The sequence below is a fragment of the Mesorhizobium sp. XAP4 genome, from assembly GCF_029269325.1.
GTDB lineage: Bacteria > Pseudomonadota > Alphaproteobacteria > Rhizobiales > Rhizobiaceae > Mesorhizobium > Mesorhizobium ciceri.
This window is the reverse complement of record NZ_JARIXW010000005.1, coordinates 71,834-87,060: the sequence shown is the minus strand read 5'-3', so window position 1 is coordinate 87,060 and position 15,227 is coordinate 71,834. Positions and strand designations below refer to the sequence as shown.

Genomic DNA, 15,227 nt, shown 5'->3' with positions numbered 1-15,227 from the left:
TCTCAGACCTTTTCGACTTCTGGCCGGCCCAATATGCCGGAAGGCAGGAAGATCAGCACGATGGCCAGGATCGAGAACGCCGCGACATCCTTGTAGTCGATCGAGAAATAGGCCGACCACATGCTCTCGATGAAGCCGATCATCAGCCCGCCGACCACCGCGCCCGGCAGCGAACCGATGCCGCCCAGCACCGCCGCCGTGAAGGCTTTCACGCCCGGCGTGAAACCATCCGAGAAGGCAATGACGCCGTAATACATCAGGAACAAAGTGCCGGCGACCGCGGCAAGGGCCGCACCCATGATGAAGGTGATCGAGATGGTACGGTCGACATCGATGCCGAGCAGCGCCGCCATCTTGCGGTCCTGCTCACAGGCCCGTTGCGCTCGTCCAAGCGAGGTCTTGTTGACCAGATACCAGAACAGCGCCAGCAGCAGCGCCGTGACGACGACGATGATGATCTGCTTCAGCGACACGCTGATGCCGTTGATGTTGTAAACCTGGCTGACCATCGGCGGGATCGGCTTGTTGCGGGGACCCTGCGTCACCTGGACGAAGTTCGACAGCGCGATCGACATGCCGATGGCAGTGATCAGCGGGGCCAGTCGGAACGAACCGCGCAGCGGCCGGTAGGCCACCTTTTCGATCGTCCAGTTGTAGAGGCTGGTGAGCAGCATCGCCACGATCATCATGATCAGCAGCGCCAGCACAACCGGCACGGAATAGAACAGCGCGCCAAGGGCGAGGAAGACGATCAGTGCCGTGAAGGCACCCACCATGAAGATGTCGCCATGGGCGAAATTGATCATACCGATGATGCCGTAGACCATCGTGTAGCCGATCGCGATCAGCCCATAGATCGATCCCAGCGTCAGCCCGTTGATAAGCTGCTGGACAAAGTACTGCATGTGTACATGGCTCCCCTGGAATGTCGCCCATGCAGACGCATTCCTTTTCGTATTTCCCCTAGTCGTAAAGTTTCGAGCCCGGATTGCAACGTCATTTTTCAATCGTCATGCGTGTTTTCGAAGCGCGCCGCCCGATTGCCCGTTTTCCATCATCCGACCCCTGGACTATCGCGGAACCTACCATTGGCATAACGCAATGTCTTTGACGATTCGACCGCATCATGCGCCCCGTTTCGAAGAAATCGCCGTCAAAATTAGGTGATGAAAGGAATCCTTGCGTTTTTGGCACGATCCATTTTTCAGGTCGTTGCTTTCCGCAAGGTCAGGATTCCCATCACTTGACAACAAACCCGTGCGCGAACGGGTCGCGGTCGTCGATGAAGATGGTGTTCAGTCCGGTCATCCGCGCCCAGCCGCCGATCGAGGGAATGATGGCCGGCTTGCCGGCCACGCTGACATCCTTTTCGACCTTGCCCTTGAACAGCGAACCGATGATCGATTCATGCACGAAGCTGTCTCCGGCCTTGAGTTTGCCCTTGGCATGAAGCTGCGCCATGCGCGCCGAGGTGCCGGTGCCGCAGGGCGAGCGGTCGATCGCCTTGTCGCCGTAGAACACGGCATTGCGGGCATCCGCCTCATCCACCGTCGGCGCACCGGTCCACAGCATGTGCGACAGCCGGTTGATGCCAGGATTTTCCGGATGCACGAAGGAATATTTCTCGTTGAGCCGCTGCCGCACCACCGGGCTCCAGGCGATGAAGTCGCCCGCCGAATGATCGGCCATGTCGCGATAGTTCTCCTGCGGTTCGACGATGGCGTAGAAGTTGCCGCCATAGGCGACGTCGACGGTGATTTCACCGAGCCCAGGGCATTCGACCGTCAGCCCCTCGGCATGGAGGAAGGATGGCACATTGGTGATGCGCACCTCCTCGACATAGTCGCCGACCTGCTTGTATTCGGCGACGACCAGCCCGGCCGGCGTGTCGAGCCTGAGCACGCCCGGCGTCTTTGGTTTGATCAGTCCGTGCTCGATGGCCATCGTCACCGTACCGATCGTGCCATGGCCGCACATCGGCAGGCAGCCGGAGGTTTCGATGAACAGGATGGCGATGTCGCAATCCTCGCGCGTCGGCGGATAGAGGATCGAACCGGACATCCCGTCGTGGCCGCGCGGCTCGAACATCAGCCCGGTGCGGATCCAGTCATACTCGGCCAGAAAATGCGCACGCCGCTCCATCATCGTCGCGCCCTGCAACAGCGGGCCGCCGCCGGCGACCAGCCGCACAGGATTGCCGCAGGTGTGGCCGTCTATGCAGAAGAAGGATTTCTTGGCCATGACGCTCCTCGAAAATCAAAAACCCGAAAAAATCAAAATCGTTGCGGACTGAAGGGGGCCAGATCGATCGGCGGAGTCTGCCCCAGGACAAGATCCCTGATCAACCGTCCGGTGGCCGCCGCCTGGGTCAGGCCGAGATGGCCATGGCCGAAGGCATAGACCACCGACCGCTTTCCCGGCGCGCCGCCGATGACGGGCACTGAATCCGGCAGCGAGGGGCGGAACCCCATCCATTCGCGCCCGCCCGAGAGATCGAGCCCCGGCAGGAATTTCTGTGCCTTCTGCAGCAGCGCCTTCGACCTGGCATAATTGGGCGGCCGCTCGATGCCGCCGAGTTCGACGGCGCCGCCGACGCGCAGGCCCGTTTCGAGCGGCGTGACGACGAAACCATGGCCGGAGAAGATCAGCATCCGCTTCACGTCGAAGGCACTCGTGGGCAAGGTGGTGTTGTAGCCGCGCTCGGTCTCCAGCGGAATGCGATCGCCGAGTTGCTTCGCTAGCAGATGCGACCAGGCGCCGGCGGCGACGACGAGGTGCCGGGCCTGTCTGGTCGTGCCGTCTGCCAACGTCAGCGTCGCTCCATCCTGATCCGCCGCGACTTGGCTGATCCGGACCAGCTCAAAGCGAGCGCCCTTGGCCTGCGCATAGGTCCACACCGCTTTGCCCAGCAGTTTCGGGTCGGCGACCGTCTTCCATCCCGGCACGAATGTGCCTTTGATGAAGCGCGGCGACAGCCCCGGCTGCAAGGCGGCCAGTTCCTCGCCCTCGACGTGGCGGAAACCGATGCCGAAACGCTTACGCGCCGCCCAGCCGGGCAGCCCGGCCTGAAATTCGGCTTCGCTTTCGTAAAGCTCGAGCGAGCCATCCTCGCGCAGCATCGACCGCGTGCCGGAGCGATCGAGCAAGCCCATCCACTCCGCCTCGGCAAGCTTCATCATGCCTGCTTGAGCGGCAAGGCTCGCCTCGTATTTCCCCGGCGCACCGGCGCGCCAGAAGCGGATCAGCCAGGGCAGAAGCGTCGGCAGGTAGGCGGGCGGGATGCTGAGCGGGCCGAGCGGATCGGCCAGCCATTTCGGCAGCTGCCGCATCATGCCCTTGTGCGCCAGCGGCAGCACGTCGGAGAAGGCGAAGGCGGCGGCATTGCCCGAGCTCGTCTCCTCGCAAATGCCTGTGCGATCGAAGACGGTGACCCTGCGTCCCGCCTCAGCGAGAGAAGCAGCGGCACAGATACCGATGATGCCGCCACCGACGATGGCTATGTCCAACCCTTCTCCCCGTTCACGGGGAGAAGGCGCCCGAAGGGCGGATGAGGGGCTGCGCCCCGCTTCTGTCGACTTGGAATTTCCTTGCACGTGGGCGCTGCCCCTTATCTGGCTGCCACCATCTTCTCCCTGCGAACAGGAAGAAGAAGCCTCAGAACTGCGGCAGTGTCGGCCGCACCGCGAGCGCATCCTTGACGATCTTCTCGACGGACTTGCGGCGATCGCCAGACAGCGGCTGTCGCGGCATACGAACGCGGTCATTTGTGTTGATCGCGAACACTTCGGCAAGCTTGATGTTTTGGACCAGATAGGTCGAGACGTCGAGATCGAGCAGCGGCCGGAACCAGCGGTAGATGCCGAGCGCCTCTTCGCGGCGACCCTGCTTCATCAGCTGGTAGATGGCGACCGTCTCGCGCGGGAACGCGGTGACCAGTCCGGCCACCCAACCGATGGCGCCGACCGACAGCGCCTCGAAGGCCAGATTGTCGACGCCGGTGAACAGGTCGTAGCGAGTGCCCAGGCGATTGATGATCTCGGTCGAACGACGGATGTCGTCGGAGGATTCCTTGATCGCGACAAAGCGCTCGTCCGACGCCAGCTCCTCCATCTGGTCGACGCTGACGTCGACGCGGTAGGCAAGCCGGTTGGAGTAGATCATGACCGGCAGGTCGCCAGCCTGCGCGACCGCGCGCAGCGCCGCGACCGTCTCTTCCGCATTGGTGTGGTAGATCGGGCTCGGCACGACCATCAGGCCGTTGGCGCCTTCCCGGCTCGCGCGCTTGGCGATGCTGGCCGCCTCGCGTGTGCCGGCCTCGTTGACCGTCAGCAGCACCGGCTTCTTGCCGGCGACCTTTTGTGCGGTCTTCAGCACCTCGATCTTCTCATCGGGCGACAGCATCGGCCCCTCGCCGAGCGATCCGCAAACGATGATGCCGTCGCAGCCAGCTTCCATCTGCAGGTTGAAGCAACGCTCCATCTCGGCATGATCGAGGCGATCATCCGCGGTGAATTTGGTCGTGACGGCAGGAAAAACTCCGGTCCACATGATCATCTCTCCATCTGATATATCACTGGTATATCTATTAACAAACCCGCTGTCAATGCGGAATCCGTTATGATATATTCAAGATATATCAGGAGAGCGCATTTGATATCCACGGCAGCAAGCACCTCGGCGGAGCCGGCCGCGACCAGGGCCTACCATGTGCTCGAGCACATGATCGTCACGCTCGAACTGGCCCCGGCAAGCTTCGTCACCGAGGGCGCCCTGATCGACAGGCTCGGGCTTGGCAGGACACCGGTGCGCGAGGCGATCCAGCGGCTGGCCTGGGAAGGGCTGCTCGACATCAGGCCGCGCGCGGGCATCGCCATCGCCCCGCTGCATCCCGGCGACTGGCTGCGCGTGCTCGATGCGCGTCGCGGCGTCGAGGTGGTGCTGGCCCGCTCGGCCGCCCGCTTCGTCACCCGCGAGGCCGCCGACCTGTTTCACGAAGCAGCGCTTGCCATGCAGAAAGCGGTGATCTCGGGCAACGTGCTTGCCTTCATTCAGGCCGACAAGGCACTTGACGAAGCGTTGGCGCTGGCTGCCGACAATCCCTTCGCCGCCCGTTTGGCCGCCCCGTTGCAGACCCACAGCCGCCGCTTCTGGTTCCGCTACAAGGCCGAGACCGGTCTTGCCGAATCCGCCGAGCACCATGTCGCGCTGATCCGCTCGATCCTTGCCGGCGACGAGGAGGCCGCGGCCAAGGATGCCAAACGCCTGATGGCGCTGCTGCGCGGCCACGCCGAAACGGCGGCGACGCGCTGAACGTCTTTTAATCCGATGCGCTTTCGTCGCCGGTGCTTCCTCGAAGCTCGGATCAGGTCCCTGGCAAGGCAGCCGCCGCCATCAACGAACCGTCCCAGCCTTCGCCCGCCGTGATGACGCAGCTCTGACCATGCGTGTCGGTGGCAAGGATCGTCCAGGTGCCCTGGTCGGAGACGAATATCTCAAGAATGACGCTCGGGTTGACCAGGCCGCGCGCAGCCTCGCTTTCGTGGAATTTTTCCCCGAGCGCTTTGATCATATCCGCACGGGCTGCGCATTGCTCCGCCATCGCCGGGACGGCGGCAAACGCGGAAACCGCCGCGAAAAATAGCGTTGCCACAAGACGGGTCATCTGACACCTCCTTGCGCCAGACGATGTCCCCGAAGCTGTCGCCAGCGCCGTTGCTTGATCTGCCGTACCTCCTTGCGGCAGGACTGCAAACCAAGACGGCAGATGCCCACTTGGTTCCATCACATTAGCGTTCACGCAGATAGGGTCGTCGCCGGACTGCAAAAAAGCCCGGGCGCGAGCGCCCGGGCCTCAAATTCAAAATCAATCTGTTGTCCGGTCAGTTCATCGTCGGGATGACGAATTCGGCACCGTCCTTGATGCCTGCCCGCGCGACCGCAGCCGAAGGCGAGGACGCGCAACCAGGAAATCGTCCGGTTAGTTCATCGTCGGGATGACGAATTCGGCACCGTCCTTGATCCCGGACGGCCAGCGCGAGGTCACCGTCTTGGTCTTGGTGTAGAAACGGAACGCGTCCGGGCCGTGCTGGTTGAGGTCGCCGAAGGAAGACGCCTTCCAACCGCCGAAGGTGTAGTAGGCGATCGGCACCGGGATCGGCACATTGATGCCGACCATGCCGACCTGGACACGGCTTGCGAAATCGCGCGCGGCATCGCCGTCACGAGTGAAGATGGCGACGCCATTGCCCATCTCATGGTCGTTGGCGAGCTTGATCGCGCTCTCATAGGTCGGCGCGCGCACAACCGACAGCACCGGCCCAAAGATCTCTTCCTTGTAGATGCGCATGTCCGCGGTGACGTTGTCGAACAGGCAGCCGCCCATATAGTAGCCGTCTTCATAGCCCTGCATGGAGAAGCCGCGGCCGTCGACGACCAGCTTGGCGCCTTCCTTGACGCCGGTGTCGACATAGCCCTTGACCCGCTCCAAGGCTTGGCGCGTCACCAGCGGGCCGAAATCGGCGGAAGAGTCGGTCGAAGGACCGACCTTCAGGCTTTCGACGCGCGGGATCAGCTTTTCCATCAGCCGGTTGGCGGTGTCGTTGCCGACCGGGACGGCAACCGAGATCGCCATGCAGCGTTCGCCGGCCGAGCCGTAGCCGGCGCCGATCAGCGCGTCGACCGTCTGGTCCATGTCGGCATCGGGCATGATGATCATGTGGTTCTTGGCGCCGCCGAAGCACTGCACGCGCTTGCCGGCGGCCGTGCCGCGCGAATAGATGTAGTGGGCGATCGGCGTCGAGCCGACAAAGCCGATGGCCTTGATGTCGGGATCGTCGAGGATGGCGTCGACCACGTCCTTGTCGCCATTGACGACATTGAGGATGCCCGCCGGCAGGCCAGCTTCGAGGAACAGTTCGGCGATGCGCATCGGCACGCCCGGATCGCGCTCCGACGGCTTCAGGATGAAGGCGTTGCCGCAGGCGATGGCCGGCGCGATCTTCCACAGCGGGATCATTGCCGGGAAGTTGAACGGCGTGATGCCGGCGACGACGCCGAGCGGCTGGCGCATCGAATAGACGTCGATGCCGGGGCCGGCGCCGTCGGTGAATTCACCCTTCATCATGTGTGGCGCGCCGATGCAGACTTCGACCACTTCGAGGCCGCGCTGGATGTCGCCCTTGGCGTCGGCGATCGTCTTGCCGTGCTCGCGCGCCAGGATGTCGGCCAGTTCGTCATAGTCGCGGGCGACCAGTTCGAGAAACTTCATCAGCACGCGCACGCGACGCTGCGGGTTGGTTGCGGCCCATTTCGGCTGCGCAGCCTTGGCGTTCTCCACCGCAGCGCGCAGTTCCGCCTGTGATGCCAGCGCCACCGTGCCGCGCACGGAGCCGTCCATCGGCTGCATGACATCCTGCTTGCGGCCGCTGGTCCCGGCGACGTGCTTGCCGCCGATGAAATGACCATAGTCGATCATGATTTCTCTCCCTTGTTTGTGATGCTGCATTGTCCGCCTTTGGCCGGCGGATGGCAACGCGACGGAGAACGCAACCGTTGTGCGGAAAGTAGATAGCGGTTGACGGACGAGCATCAATTCTCGCAAATGCGGAGACCCCGTCTGATAGCAGCAGGGATTGAGAGATTGAGTTCCCACCACAGGACGCGGCGTCAGCGATTGTCATCTGGACCATCCCCATGAACTGGGATGACGTCCGCATCTTCCTTGCCGTGGCGCGTGCCGGCCAGATCCTTGGCGCCGCCAAACGGCTGGAGCTCAACCACGCCACCGTCTCACGCCGCATCGCCGCACTCGAGGATGCGCTTCGGACAAAGCTGTTTCGCCGGCTGACCACCGGCAGCGAGCTGACTCCCGCCGGCGAGCGCTTCCTCGACATTGCCGAGCGCATGGAGGGCGACATGATCGCCGCGCGCTCGACCATATCAGGCGAAGGCGACGATGTTTCCGGCACGGTGCGCATCGGCGCCCCGGACGGTTTTGGCGTTGCCTTCCTGGCCAAGCGCCTTGGCGCGCTGACCGCCCTGCACCGCGAGCTGACGATCCAGCTGGTGCCGGTGCCGCGCTCCTTCTCCCTGTCGCGCCGCGAGGCGGACATCGCCATCACTGTCGAGCGGCCGACCGAAGGCCGGCTGGTGGCGGGAAAGCTGGTCGACTATTCGCTCGGCCTGTTTGCCTCGCGCGCTTATGTCGATGCCAATGGTCTGCCCAAAACAGCGGCCGAACTCGGCCAGCACACCCTTATCGGCTATGTGCCGGATCTCATTGTCAGCCCTTCGCTCGATTACGCGGCCGAATTCAGCGCGGACTGGCGCACCAGTTTCGCCATCTCCTCGGCGCTCGGCCAGGCCGAAGCAGTGCGCTCGGGCGCCGGCATCGGCATCCTGCACACCTTCGTCGCCCGCTCGATGCCGGAACTCGTCCCGGTCGATGTCGTGGCACCCATCCGCCGCGCCTACTGGCTGGTCTATCACGAATCGGTCAGGCCGCTGCGCCGCGTCCAGATCGTCGCCAGCTTCATCACCAAGATGGTGGAGCGGGAGCGGAACCTGTTCGTCTGAGGCATGTCGCCCAAAACTGATCTCGGTTTTGGGCGAACGACATGCATAAACTAAGACGCTAAAGCGCATCGCATGAATCCGATCAAACGCGATACGCTTTGGCCGTGCCGCCTTTTCCTTGCCACAAAACCGGCCAGTGTGGCATCAGGCGTGCGGTCGCCGGCCACGGGCAGGTCGCCGGGTGGGGAACCTTTCAGAAAGCTGGCGCGGATAGACATGCGAGCCGTTCTTGCCATCCTGCCGCTGCTTTTCGTTTCCGCTTGCGCCAATCCGTGGACGAAGGTTCCGGAGGCCGAACTGCCCAAACCGATCCGCTACGCCATGGCGCGGCCTTCGCCTTTCGTCTTCGGCAATTATTGCGGCCCCGGCACCCGCACCGGCGATCTATCGGCCCGGCCGGCCGACCGCCTCGATGCGGCCTGCCAGACGCATGATGCCTGCTACATCGCCCGCCACAACCATTGCGACTGCGACGGCGCCCTGGTCGCCTCGGCGAAAGCGATCCGTGACGACAACGCAACGCCGCGCAAGATGCGCGGCGAGGCCGAACTGCTGATCGCCACCTTCGCCATTCCCGTCTGCAAGGTCTTCCCGCAGGGCTTCATGCCGCCGCGCGATCCGGCGCAATTGAGCGCCCTGAAGACCGGAGCGGCCGGGTGAAGGGTCGCGCATTCATCGCCGTCGTTCTGTTCGGGCTGGCTGTCCTTGCCGGCTGTGCCGGTACTGGTCGCAATGCCTGCGATCTCCTGCAAGGCCAGAGCGCTTGCGCGCGACCCGCGCTCTCCGCGGAGACAGCTGGGCCGCGGATCGCCGCCGCGCAGTTTTTCGGCGACGCCGGCACCAGCGACTACGAAAAACGCTTCCTGGCGCTGCTCGCCCGCCATCAGCTTGGCGCCATGGACCGCGCCAACGGCACCGGCCCTTTCGGCCACGACCGCCATGAGATCGCCAACAGCGATTTCCAGGCGACCTACCGGACGCTGCAAAAACTGGCCGGGCCGGTTGCCGAAACGCATCTGCCGCCGGCCGACGCCAACAGCGGCGAGGGTCATTTTGACGGACGCTGGCGGGTGTCGCGACAGACGCTCTACATCGATGCGGCGGCGCGGCCTTCGGCGCCCAAGACCTTCGATTTCTCCGGCCTGCAAGCGCGCGGCGTCGAGATCGTGCTGCGCCAGGCCGGCAAGCAACCGGCCGACATCGAAGGCGTCTGCGACGGCACGCTGGCGATCCGTGCCGGCGGCGCTTCACGCACCATCGCCACCGGCACGGCATTTCGCTTTCGTCTGTCCGGCGAGGACGATACGGTCAGCCTGTTTCCAAGTGACGGCCTGAACCGCTGCGCGACAAGAATCCGCTCCAGCCTTGCTCCGGCCGGCGCGCCGCTCACCATCCGACGCGAAGAGAGGGCCGATCCGGCGCTTGCCGCTTTCGACAGTCGCTACGAGCGTTGCCCGACGCCAGACCCAACCGGCCTCGATCCTCTCAGCCGCGCCTTCTATGCCAGCCGTTGGCTGTCGCAGACCTGTGCCTTGCCGATCGGAAAGCCGCGCCTGCTGCGCAAATCGCGCGATGGCTTCAACGCCAAGGTCGAGGCGCTGATGGGAGCGCCGCTGTCCGACAGCGCCCTCGACAAGGGCGACCCGGAGCTGCCGCTCGACTTCTCCAGGGCCCCAAAACTGAAGCTGATCTATCTGTCATCCCTGGAGTTCAAGGCCGACTTCTCCGGCCGCATCATCGAACGGCTGATCCGTCATCATGCAGCCCTCGGCACCAAGGTGCGCATCCTGGTCACCGACGTGCTGGAGCGCGACAAGGACGACGCCATGCTGCATCGGCTGGCGGCCGAATTCCCCAATGTCGGGCTGCAGGAATATCGCTGGCGGGCGGACCGGGGCGCGCCGATCGACGAGCAGATTTCACAATTGCACAAGGTCCATCACGTCAAGATGCTGGCGACGCTTGCCGACGATCCACGGCGGTCGCGCGCCATCATCGGCGGCCGCAACATCCATGACGGCTTCCTGTTCCACCAGCCGATCGATCTGTCGCGCTATCCAGACCTTGAGCAATACGGCAAGACCGACGGGTTGTCGCTGAACTACTATTCGAACTGGAGCGACTTCGACATCGAGTTCGCCGATCCGGCCACGGTCGAGACCCTTGCCGCGCATCTTTCGACAGTGTGGCTGCGCGACGCCGACACCAATCTGGCGCGCCCCTTCTCCATTCCGGTCCGGTCCGACGGCGCCCGTCCTTCAGGCACGGCACGACACTTCATTTCGGTGCCTTACGAGGATGGCCATGCGCTGGAGGACTATTTCGTCGAGTTGGTCGACGCCGCCCAGCACCATATCCAGATCGTTAATCCCTACCTCAACCTGACGCCCAAGCTTGCCCAGGCTGTTGACCGGGCGCTCGCGCGCGGCGTCAGGATCGACATTGTCGGCCGCATCGATCTCAAGGGCGATATCGGCGGCAAGTTCCTCACCGCGCTCAACAAGCTGTTCGTCGAGAAATATGGCGACCGCATCAACATCCGCGAGTTCAAGGCGCCTGACGTGGTGCTGCATTCCAAGATCATGATGATCGACGAAAGGCTGGTCGCCATCTCGTCGGTCAATCTCAACAACCGCAGCTTCTTCCACGACAGTGAGAACGGCATGATGGTGCTCGATCCGGCCTTCTACACCAGGATGAAGCCGATCTATGACGACTATGTCGCCCACTCCAATCCGGTCGCCACCAATGTGACGATCCCGTGGGCGTATCGGCTGCTTTTCGACGAGGACTGGGTCCGGCAGGCGTTCTGACTCTCTAGCGCAGATAGCGCTCCTGCGCGAGGTCGCGGACGTCGATGTCAGGCACCCGGTTGGAGATGATGTCGGCCAGCACCTTGCCCGAGCCGCAAGCCATGGTCCAGCCGAGCGTGCCGTGGCCGGTGTTGAGATAGAGATTGGAAAGCTCGGTGCGGCCGATCAGCGGCGGGCCATCCGGCGTCATCGGCCGCAGCCCGCACCAGAACGTCGCGTCCCGCATGGCGCCGGCGCCCGGAAAGAGATCGCCGACCGAGTGTTCCAGCGTGCGCCGCCGCGATTCGTGCAGCCTGAGGTCGAAGCCGGAAATCTCGGCCGTGCCGCCAACCCGGATGCGGTCGCCAAGCCGGGTGATCGCCACCTTGTAGGTCTCGTCCATCACCGTCGAGACCGGTGCCGCGGCGGCGTCCTTGATCGGCACGGTGATCGAATAGCCCTTGACCGGATAGACCGGGATCGGCCGCTTCACCCGGCGCATGAAACCCGCCGAATAACTGCCCAGCGCCATCACATAGGCGTCGGCGGTCTTCCAGCCCTTGCTGGTGCTGAGATTGGCAATGCGGTTGCGGCTGCGGATGACGCGCCAGATCGTCACGTCGTACTCGAACTTGACGCCGCGCGCCACGCAAAGCTCGGCCAGCCTGTCGGTGAACATCTTGCAGTCGCCGGTCTCGTCGTGCGGCAGCCTGAGGCCGCCGACGAACTTTTCGCGCACCCCGGCAAGGCCAGGCTCAGCCGCGATGCAACCGTCCTGGTCGAGGATCTCGTAAGGCACGCCATACTTCTTCAGCACCTCGACATCGCCGCCGGTGCCGTCAAGCTGCTTTTGCGTCCGGAACAGCTGCAGCGTGCCCTGGGTCCGCTCGTCATAGGCGATGCCGGTCGCTTCGCGCAGCGCCTTGAGCGTATCGCGGCTGTATTCGGCCAGCGGCACCATGCGCGCCTTGTTGATCGCATAGCGCTCGGCCGTGCAGTTGCGCAGCATCTTGATGAGCCATGTCCACATATGCGGATCGAAGGCCGGCCGCACCACCAGCGGGCCATGCTTCATCAGCAGCCATTTGATCGCCTTCAGCGGAATGCCGGGCCCGGCCCAGGGCGAGGCGTAGCCGGGCGAAATTTCGCCGGCATTGGCGAAGCTGGTTTCCAGCGCCGGGCCTTTCTGGCGGTCGAGAACCGTCACCTCGTGGCCGGCCTCGGCGAGAAAGTACGCCGTGGTCACTCCGACGACGCCGCCGCCCAGCACCATGATCTTCATCGTTCACTCCTTGCCGCGTCGCACGCCCTTGAGGACGCCTGGACGCGGCGCATTTCCGATTTGCGCATGATCCCCGGCGAAAATCGATGCCGATTTTCGAGATCATGCAGTGTTGCCTGTTCACGCCGCCGCAGGACCGGGGTCGTCATCCCCTGTCTGCCGCATTCCGGCCCTTTCGCCAAGGGGCCGCCAATCGGCTGCGGCGCTGTAGACAAGGGTGAGCCCATGCGGCCGTCGCGCCTCGGCCTGGGATTTCTCCCTGACGGCACGCCGCGCGGCCTCCGGCTGGTAGAGCACGGTCGCGATCAGGACCGACTCCCGCCTGCCGTCGGCCTGTTCGATCCATGCAGTCTGGCCCTCGGCCATGCCGAGCATGCAAAGCCCCCGCCTTGTCATGATCGACAGGCTGGAGCCGACCGGGCCGCGCACCTCGTTCTGCACCAGGGTCCGGGTCTGGGCGGGGCCGGCATCGACACGGAACACCAGCCTGCTGTTCAGCGTCACGATATCGGATCCGACCGAATCGATCGCGACGACCTCGGCCTTGGAAAGCTTGTCTTCAAGCATTGGAACAATCGGATCCGCGAAAGCCCGCCGACGCTCCAACATGATTTCGAGGACGGCGAAGTCCTTTGTCGTCAGCTGGAAATTCGCGCCTGTCATCACCGTCTCCATGATCAGGCCCCCTCCCGCCCGCAGGCCGGCGTATCGACCACTTCGATGGTCGCCGACAGTTCCCGGCCGCCACGGCTGCTCCAGCACACCGTCTGCCCAGCGGTCGCGCCGATGAGCGCCGTCCCCATCGGCGTCAGCACCGAGATCCTGTTTTCACTGATGTCTGCTTCGCCGGGATAGACCAGCGTGACGCGCTGGATGTTGCCGCCATCGTTGCGGATTGTCACCGCCGAACCCATCCGCACCACATTGGCCGGCATGGAAGCCGCTGCCGTGATAACGGCACGGTCCATCTCCGAAAGCAATTCTTCGGCCGTCTCGGGCACGCGGTCGAGCGACGCCCGCGCCAGGCCCGTCAGCCTATGATGGTCGGCATCGGTGACCAGAAGCCGGCTCGGTGGACGCAATCCTGTTGCATGTTGCATGGCAAACCTCATGACTTGGCGCATCGAACAGACGCGCGCCTGCCGCCGCGCAAACGGTGGCTTGATGAAAAACCGGCAGCCGCGAAGCTGTCTGGCTCGGGAATGATAATGTCAGGTAGAAATGCCCCGGTTCGGACGGACGCCAAAAGGCGACCGCGCCGGGGCTACGATCCCGCGATCGGGCAGACCCTGAACAAGGTTCTGATATAAGCTGGGTTGCTCATGCATGGAGCCTTGCCGACAGGCGTCCGCTTGTCAAGCGCGGCCAAACCGCTCAACCGCCGACATAGCGCCGGTAGAAGCGCGGGCCGAGGCTGGTCAGGATCTCGTAGCCGATGGTGCCGGCATGGCCGGCGGCGTCATCGACGCTTTGCGAGGGACCGAGCAGTTCGACCAGATCACCCTCGCGCAGCCTGCCGCCCGGCAGGGCGGAAATGTCGAGAATGATCGAATCCATCGACACCCGCCCGACGAAAGGTAGCCGCACGCCCTCGAACCAGGCGGCGGACGCGGCGCGGCGTTGCCAGCCATCAGCGTAGCCGAACGAAATCGTCGCCAGCCTGAGCGGGCCTTGCGCATGATAGGTGTGGCCATAGCCGACGCCGGCGCCTTTTTCGACGCTTCGCGTCTGTGCCACCTTTGCCTGCAACCGCACCACCGGCAGCATCGGATTGGGCTTTGGCGGCGTCGGATTGATGCCGTAGAGCGCGGCACCGGGGCGGGCGAGATCGTAGTGAAAGCGCTCCCCAAGAAAGATGCCGGAGGAATTGGCCAGCGAGGCCGGTGCCGCCGGCAGCATCTTGCGCAGCTGCTCGAATGCCAGTCGCTGCAGCTCATTGGCCGGGTGCTCCGGCTCGTCGGCGCAGGCCAGATGGCTCATCACGAACCTGATGTCGATGCCGTCGAAGGCCTGCGGATCGGCGGCAACGCGCTCCACATCCCGGGGCGCCATGCCGAGCCGCGACATGCCGCTGTCGACCTGGACCGCGGCCGGCAGTTTTCGGCCGGCGCGGCGGGCCGCAGAACGCCAGGCTGCCAGTTGCTCGGGGCTGTTGATAACAGCGCAAAGGTTTGCTGCCACGGCGTCCGGCTCGGCACCGGGCGGAATGCCGTTCAACACGAAAATGGCAGTGCCGGCCCCAAGCGAGCGGCGCAGGGCGACGCCTTCGCCCAGAAGCGCAACGAAGAAGACATCGCAGCCTTCGCGCAGCAGTGCCGCCCCGACCTGGCCGGCGCCAAGGCCGTAGCCGTCCGCCTTGAGCACACCAGCGCAGGCAACATCGCCCAACCGCGCCTTCAGCCGCCGGTAGTTTTCACGGATTGCACCGAGATCGATGGTGAGGATGGCCCCAGCCGCCACTTCGCTTGTGGCGGTGACCTCTTCTGGCGGCGATTTTTGGAGGGCGTCGTTCATGGCGACCGTTCTTGTGGTGGATGGGTTAGTCAGTAGTCAGTAGAAATTGGCGCGGACCGCAACAG

14 protein-coding genes are annotated in these 15,227 nt (G+C 64.0%); 4 read left to right on the top strand and 10 right to left on the bottom strand.

What is annotated here, in order from left to right; genetic code table 11:
* Positions 1-2 precede the first annotated feature (2 nt).
* The 4 genes from P3C39_RS21735 to P3C39_RS21720 form a co-directional block, all read right to left on the bottom strand.
* Positions 3-905, bottom strand: coding sequence for a branched-chain amino acid ABC transporter permease (locus P3C39_RS21735; protein WP_013529092.1), 903 nt, complete (start codon positions 903-905; stop codon positions 3-5).
* Positions 906-1,239: 334 nt separating this feature from the next.
* Positions 1,240-2,241: a 4-hydroxyproline epimerase gene (locus tag P3C39_RS21730; protein ID WP_275954407.1), complete on the bottom strand. Its 1,002-nt coding sequence runs from the start codon at positions 2,239-2,241 to the stop codon at positions 1,240-1,242.
* Positions 2,242-2,273: 32 nt separating this feature from the next.
* On the bottom strand, positions 2,274-3,506 hold the full coding sequence (locus tag P3C39_RS21725; RefSeq protein WP_084016357.1) for an FAD-binding oxidoreductase: 1,233 nt from the start codon (positions 3,504-3,506) through the stop codon (positions 2,274-2,276).
* Positions 3,507-3,654: 148 nt separating this feature from the next.
* A complete protein-coding gene (locus tag P3C39_RS21720) occupies positions 3,655-4,548 on the bottom strand; it encodes a dihydrodipicolinate synthase family protein (protein ID WP_024502892.1) in 894 nt (297 codons plus the stop codon).
* 69 nt (positions 4,549-4,617) lie between these two features.
* Here P3C39_RS21720 and P3C39_RS21715 point away from each other — a divergent pair, with 69 nt between their 5' ends.
* Positions 4,618-5,310, top strand: coding sequence for a GntR family transcriptional regulator (locus P3C39_RS21715; RefSeq protein ID WP_050596296.1), 693 nt, complete (start codon positions 4,618-4,620; stop codon positions 5,308-5,310).
* A gap of 52 nt (positions 5,311-5,362) precedes the next feature.
* Here P3C39_RS21715 and P3C39_RS21710 read toward each other — a convergent pair whose 3' ends face one another.
* Both P3C39_RS21710 and P3C39_RS21705 read right to left on the bottom strand, forming a co-directional pair.
* On the bottom strand, positions 5,363-5,662 hold the full coding sequence (locus P3C39_RS21710; protein WP_024502890.1) for a hypothetical protein: 300 nt from the start codon (positions 5,660-5,662) through the stop codon (positions 5,363-5,365).
* A gap of 315 nt (positions 5,663-5,977) precedes the next feature.
* Positions 5,978-7,474 (bottom strand): CoA-acylating methylmalonate-semialdehyde dehydrogenase, encoded by a 1,497-nt coding sequence (locus P3C39_RS21705; protein WP_013529086.1) that lies wholly within the window; start codon positions 7,472-7,474, stop codon positions 5,978-5,980.
* A gap of 218 nt (positions 7,475-7,692) precedes the next feature.
* Between P3C39_RS21705 and P3C39_RS21700 the strand changes: the two genes are divergently transcribed.
* The 3 genes from P3C39_RS21700 to P3C39_RS21690 all read left to right on the top strand — a co-directional run bounded on the left by P3C39_RS21700 (position 7,693) and on the right by P3C39_RS21690 (position 11,387).
* The gene (locus P3C39_RS21700) at positions 7,693-8,574 is read left to right on the top strand and encodes a LysR family transcriptional regulator (RefSeq protein ID WP_013529085.1); all 882 of its coding nucleotides are present in this window, start codon (positions 7,693-7,695) and stop codon (positions 8,572-8,574) included.
* Positions 8,575-8,790: 216 nt separating this feature from the next.
* Positions 8,791-9,234 carry a hypothetical protein gene (locus tag P3C39_RS21695; RefSeq protein ID WP_013529084.1) on the top strand — a complete coding sequence of 148 codons (444 nt, stop codon included), beginning with the start codon at positions 8,791-8,793 and terminating at the stop codon, positions 9,232-9,234.
* Entirely contained in the window at positions 9,231-11,387 is a 2,157-nt protein-coding gene (locus P3C39_RS21690; protein ID WP_275954408.1) for a phospholipase D-like domain-containing protein, read from the top strand. Before P3C39_RS21695 ends, P3C39_RS21690 begins: the two co-directional genes overlap by 4 nt.
* Before the next feature lie 4 nt (positions 11,388-11,391).
* Here the strand turns inward: P3C39_RS21690 and P3C39_RS21685 are convergent, their stop codons facing one another.
* The 4 genes from P3C39_RS21685 to alr form a co-directional block, all read right to left on the bottom strand.
* Positions 11,392-12,648: a D-amino acid dehydrogenase gene (locus P3C39_RS21685; RefSeq protein WP_275954409.1), complete on the bottom strand. Its 1,257-nt coding sequence runs from the start codon at positions 12,646-12,648 to the stop codon at positions 11,392-11,394.
* 120 nt (positions 12,649-12,768) lie between these two features.
* Entirely contained in the window at positions 12,769-13,311 is a 543-nt protein-coding gene (locus tag P3C39_RS21680; RefSeq protein WP_024502885.1) for a nucleoside-diphosphate kinase, read from the bottom strand.
* A gap of 14 nt (positions 13,312-13,325) precedes the next feature.
* Positions 13,326-13,748 (bottom strand): nucleoside diphosphate kinase regulator, encoded by a 423-nt coding sequence (rnk, locus tag P3C39_RS21675; protein WP_275954410.1) that lies wholly within the window; start codon positions 13,746-13,748, stop codon positions 13,326-13,328.
* Between the two features lie 274 nt (positions 13,749-14,022).
* Complete coding sequence (alr, locus tag P3C39_RS21670; protein ID WP_275954411.1) at positions 14,023-15,162, bottom strand: alanine racemase; 1,140 nt, start codon at positions 15,160-15,162, stop codon at positions 14,023-14,025.
* Between the last annotated feature and the right edge of the window lie 65 nt (positions 15,163-15,227).